Consider the following 4,465-nt stretch of genomic DNA (forward strand, 5'->3'; position numbering starts at 1 on the left):
AGTTCATCCGTGGTAAGATGGGTGTAGGTCATTTGTGGTCACTCCTTTGTATTCTTTGGTCGGAATTACAAGTTGAGTGTACCACAAATGGCTGTTTTAGTTGTCTAGCTTAATTTTACAATTGGCGTTAATAAAAAAGAGGTGTATGCTTATGATGTTTTTAAAGGAAGGTGGAAATATTTTAAAAGATACAACAAGTCAGTCCGGTAAAGAGCACAAACCTCGATTAATTCAGCATGCGAATGGTCCCTCTTTAGAGGAAATTAACGGAACTGTCGAGGTACCCAAAGGCAAAGGCTTTTGGAAAATCCTGTTCGCCTATTCTGGACCGGGAGCATTAGTTGCTGTGGGATATATGGATCCAGGCAACTGGTCTACTTCGATTACGGGTGGGCAAAACTTCCAGTATTTATTAATGTCGGTCATTTTAATGTCTAGTTTAATTGCAATGCTATTACAATATATGGCTGCTAAATTGGGAATTGTTAGTCAAATGGATTTAGCTCAAGCAATTCGAGCGAGAACGAGTAAAAAACTAGGAATCATTTTATGGATTTTAACGGAATTAGCGATTATGGCAACAGATATTGCGGAAGTAATTGGCGCATCAATTGCTCTTTATTTACTTTTTAATATTCCGCTTGTCGTCGCAGTCTTTATTACGGTATTTGATGTTTTATTATTATTGTTGTTAACGAAAGTTGGTTTTAGAAAAATTGAAGCAATAGTTGTCTGTTTGATTTTTGTAATTCTTTTTGTGTTTGTTTATCAAGTAGCGTTGTCTGATCCTAATTGGGGGGATGTACTTAAAGGATTGGTTCCGACTGGTGAAACGTTCTCCTCTACACATTCAATTGGTGGTCAAACGCCTTTAACTGGTGCATTAGGAATTATTGGTGCAACAGTTATGCCTCATAATTTATATCTACATTCGGCTGTGTCTCAGACTCGAAAGATAAATCGTACGGATGAAGATGAAATCGCCAATGCTGTACGATTTTCAACATGGGATTCTAACATTCAATTGACTCTCGCTTTTTTTGTTAACTCCTTATTGCTCATAATGGGAGTTGCTGTTTTTAAAACAGGGGCAGTGAAAGATCCATCATTCTTTGGGTTGTATGAGGCTTTATCAAATCCGGATACATTGAGTAACGGAATTTTAATCACCGTTGCAAAATCAGGTCTTCTTTCTACATTATTCGCAGTCGCGTTACTAGCTTCTGGACAAAATTCAACGATTACCGGAACTTTAACTGGACAAGTAATTATGGAGGGATTCATTCATATGAGAATGCCAATTTGGCTAAGACGTTTAATTACGCGTTTGATTTCAGTTATCCCAGTGTTAATCTGTGTAATTATTACAAGCAGGCAAGGAACGATTCGGGAGCACACAGCGTTAAATACACTAATGAATAATTCACAAGTCTTCTTAGCTTTTGCGTTACCATTTTCGATGGTACCATTATTAATGATGACCAATAGTGAGGTGGAAATGGGAAGCCGGTTTAAAAATTCGATAGTTATTCGGATACTAGGATGGGGTTCAGTAATTGGATTGACATATTTAAATTTGATTGGATTGCCCGGCCAAATTGAAGGTTTTTTTGGTGAAAAGGTGACATCAAGCCAACTTGTACTAGCTGATTCTATTGCCTATGTCATTATCGTCGCAGTATTACTACTGTTAGCGTGGACAATTATTGAACTGTATAAAGGAAATAAAAAATATAATCAATTAATTAATGAAAGGTAAGATGCACTATGGAAGGATTTGATGAATTTAAAAATATTTTAGTTGGGGTAGATGAATCAGAAGGAGCTCAAAAAGCCTTTCAATATGCTGTAAAGCAAGCGAGTAAAACTGGAGCCGCATTACTGATTGCCTCAATTTTAGAAATTGAAGAGTTGAATGTTTATGAAGCGTTAGACCCTGAGTACTTGAGCCAGAAACAAAGTCAATTGTTACTTAATTTGGAAAAGTACAAACAATATGCAGAAAATAGCGGTGTAAAAAACATTCAGCTGTACAGTGGAGAAGGTGATCCGGCCGAGGAAATTACTAAGACGATTTTGCCAGCAACATCTGCAGATATCTTAATCATTGGATCGCGATCAATGCATGGAATTAAAGGATATTTTGGTTCGCATGCTACTTATATGGTTAAAAATTCTCCAATCTCAATTACAGTTATTAAGTAAATATTGCAGATAATATGTATTTGGGTCAATATCTTGGAAAAATTTTAATAGAGATGGTTATGCTATTTCCTCTCTTGACAGGTCTTCAAACTCCTGTGGAGTTAGATAACCAATCGAACTAATGTAGCTAAATAGCGCTCGTTTGGCTTCTTCAAAATCTGAGTAAGTAGTCGTATAGACCTCTTCTTTTTTCAATGATGCATAGGAAGATTCGATTATTGTATACTGGCTGCATAAATCCGTTTGTAGAACCATTCCTCCTGGAATGTGATAATGCTTTTTGGATTAGAGTCAATAGCTGAGACACTTTTTACGAGAGATTTTTTATGTTAAGCAGCCAGTATCTTTTTCTAAAATTCAACCGGAGACAGATATGCTAAAGCACTGTGAATTCTGTGGTTGTTATAAAATCCTTGAACGTAACTGAAAATTTGTCGCCTTGCTTCTTCAAAAGTTTGATATATTGGTCGTTGGGACACATGTTCTTTCTTCAATAATGCATGGAATGATTCGATTCCTTCGTTATCGTAGGGACAGCCTTTACGGCTGTAGGAATGGTGATAGTTAATTCTTTCAGCCGTTCTTCGTATTCATTACTTGTATACTGCGACCCTAAATCGGTATGCAAAATCAGCCCATTTTCAACATTTCTATTTGAAACAGCGTCCTCAAGGGCTTTTTCTACAATAACAGTCGTCATATTACGATCAAAGTGATAACCGATAATTTTTCTTGAATGAAGGTCCATGATGGTTGAGAGATAGCACCATCCATCGTCTAACGTATGGATGTATGTGATATCAGCTACCCATTTCTGATTCAACCTAGTAGTAGAAAAATCTTGCTTCAATAAATTTTGATAGTTTTTCAAGAGTTTCTTGGCAGGCTTACCTGCTTTGAATTTCTTAATGACAATAGATCGGATCTTTTGACGCCTCATTGATCTCTGAATACATTTCATGCTGATTTTTCGATAGTCTGAATAGTTTTGTGCGAGTATATAATGAATTTTCCCAGCACCGTAGACACGACCACTTTCGTGGTAGACACGGAGGACTCGACGATCCAACAAAACTTGTTCGTTAGCTCTTTTGGATGGGGTCGGATTAATTTTACGATAGTACACAGCTCTAGATATGCCAAGCAGACGACACATTTTTGACACACTGTGATGGCCTGCTTCTCTTTCTTGACGGATGAATTCAATGATTTCTATTTCTTTGCCAGCAGGCCGAGTGATTTTTTTAAGATGAGGAGTTCCTCGTCTTTTTCTTTTAATTGCTTTTTTAAAGCTTTAGCTTCGTCCGGAGTAAGTCCGCCCGGACTTATTCTGGTTGTAACTTGAACCCACTTTAGTATAGTAGAATATCCAACTTCGTATTCTAAGGATAATTGTCGTGCTTATTTTCCTTGTTTGTGCAACTCTAAAATCGCTTCTTAAATTCTTTCGTGTAGCGTTTTGGCATGACGAGATACCTTCCTTTGAGATTAGTTTACCCTCTCTCAAAATCTGTCTCAACTTCTATCCTACATCCAGGACTTAATAGTTATTAACAAACACTATTATGAATATCAATTCATGCGCGGATTAAAATATGCTATCGATACCAGTAGTGTTGTGCTTGCGGATAGTATATAAATTTAATAAAAGATTCATTAAAAAAATTACATATAGGATAATTTTGTAGGTATGAATCTGGATAGGCTACAATTAACTAGACAGAAAAATTAAGGTGTGTAGACTAGAAGAAAATATACCAGGAGGAATTTTTATGTCTAAGAGAACACGAAGAACTTTTTCACAAGAATTCAAGCAACAAATCGTCAATCTTTACTTAGCTGGAAAGCCACGTGTAGAAATCATTCGAGAATATGAACTAACGGCTTCAGCATTTGACAAATGGGTAAAGCAATCTAAAACGAGTGGTTCATTCAAAGAAAAAGATAATCTTACGCCTGAACAAAAAGAATTGTTAGAACTACGTAAAAGAAACCAGCAATTAGAAATGGAAAATGATATTTTAAAGCAAGCAGCGCTGATATTCGGACGAAGAGACAAGTAATCGATGCGAATAAGCATCTTTACCCTATATCAGCGATGTGCAGAATATTAGGTCTATCACGTCAGTCCTATTATTATCAATCAAAACCAAAGAAAGACGAATCAGAACTTGAAGAAGTAGTCGCTGAAGAATTTATCCGCAGCCGAAAGGCCTACGGCTCAAGAAAAATAAAAAAAGCCTTATCAAAACGAGGCATT

5 protein-coding genes and 1 pseudogene are annotated in these 4,465 nt (G+C 36.5%); 3 read left to right on the plus strand and 3 right to left on the minus strand.

The features are described 5' to 3' along the window. Positions 1-151: 151 nt before the first annotated feature. On the plus strand, positions 152-1,759 hold the full coding sequence (locus ACEN4N_RS11050) for an Nramp family divalent metal transporter (protein ID WP_040366370.1): 1,608 nt from the start codon (positions 152-154) through the stop codon (positions 1,757-1,759). A gap of 8 nt (positions 1,760-1,767) precedes the next feature. Beyond that, on the plus strand, positions 1,768-2,205 hold the full coding sequence (locus ACEN4N_RS11055; protein ID WP_005879133.1) for a universal stress protein: 438 nt from the start codon (positions 1,768-1,770) through the stop codon (positions 2,203-2,205). Positions 2,206-2,262: 57 nt separating this feature from the next. Here ACEN4N_RS11055 and ACEN4N_RS11060 read toward each other — a convergent pair whose 3' ends face one another. The 3 genes from ACEN4N_RS11060 to ACEN4N_RS11070 all read right to left on the minus strand — a co-directional run bounded on the left by ACEN4N_RS11060 (position 2,263) and on the right by ACEN4N_RS11070 (position 3,484). After that, complete coding sequence (locus ACEN4N_RS11060; protein WP_002297837.1) at positions 2,263-2,460, minus strand: IS3 family transposase; 198 nt, start codon at positions 2,458-2,460, stop codon at positions 2,263-2,265. A 95-nt stretch (positions 2,461-2,555) separates the two neighbouring features. Next, a complete protein-coding gene (locus ACEN4N_RS11065) occupies positions 2,556-2,795 on the minus strand; it encodes an IS3 family transposase (RefSeq protein ID WP_087060386.1) in 240 nt (79 codons plus the stop codon). Then, entirely contained in the window at positions 2,696-3,484 is a 789-nt protein-coding gene (locus tag ACEN4N_RS11070; RefSeq protein ID WP_143746385.1) for an IS3 family transposase, read from the minus strand. Before ACEN4N_RS11070 ends, ACEN4N_RS11065 begins: the two co-directional genes overlap by 100 nt. Before the next feature lie 493 nt (positions 3,485-3,977). On the opposite strand from ACEN4N_RS11070, the pseudogene ACEN4N_RS11075 reads away from it, so the two are divergent. Further along, positions 3,978-4,465 (plus strand): annotated as a pseudogene (locus tag ACEN4N_RS11075) (IS3-like element IS1485 family transposase); the annotation flags it as partial.

This window comes from Ruoffia sp. FAM 20857 (genome assembly GCF_045528645.1).
GTDB lineage: Bacteria > Bacillota > Bacilli > Lactobacillales > Aerococcaceae > Ruoffia > Ruoffia halotolerans.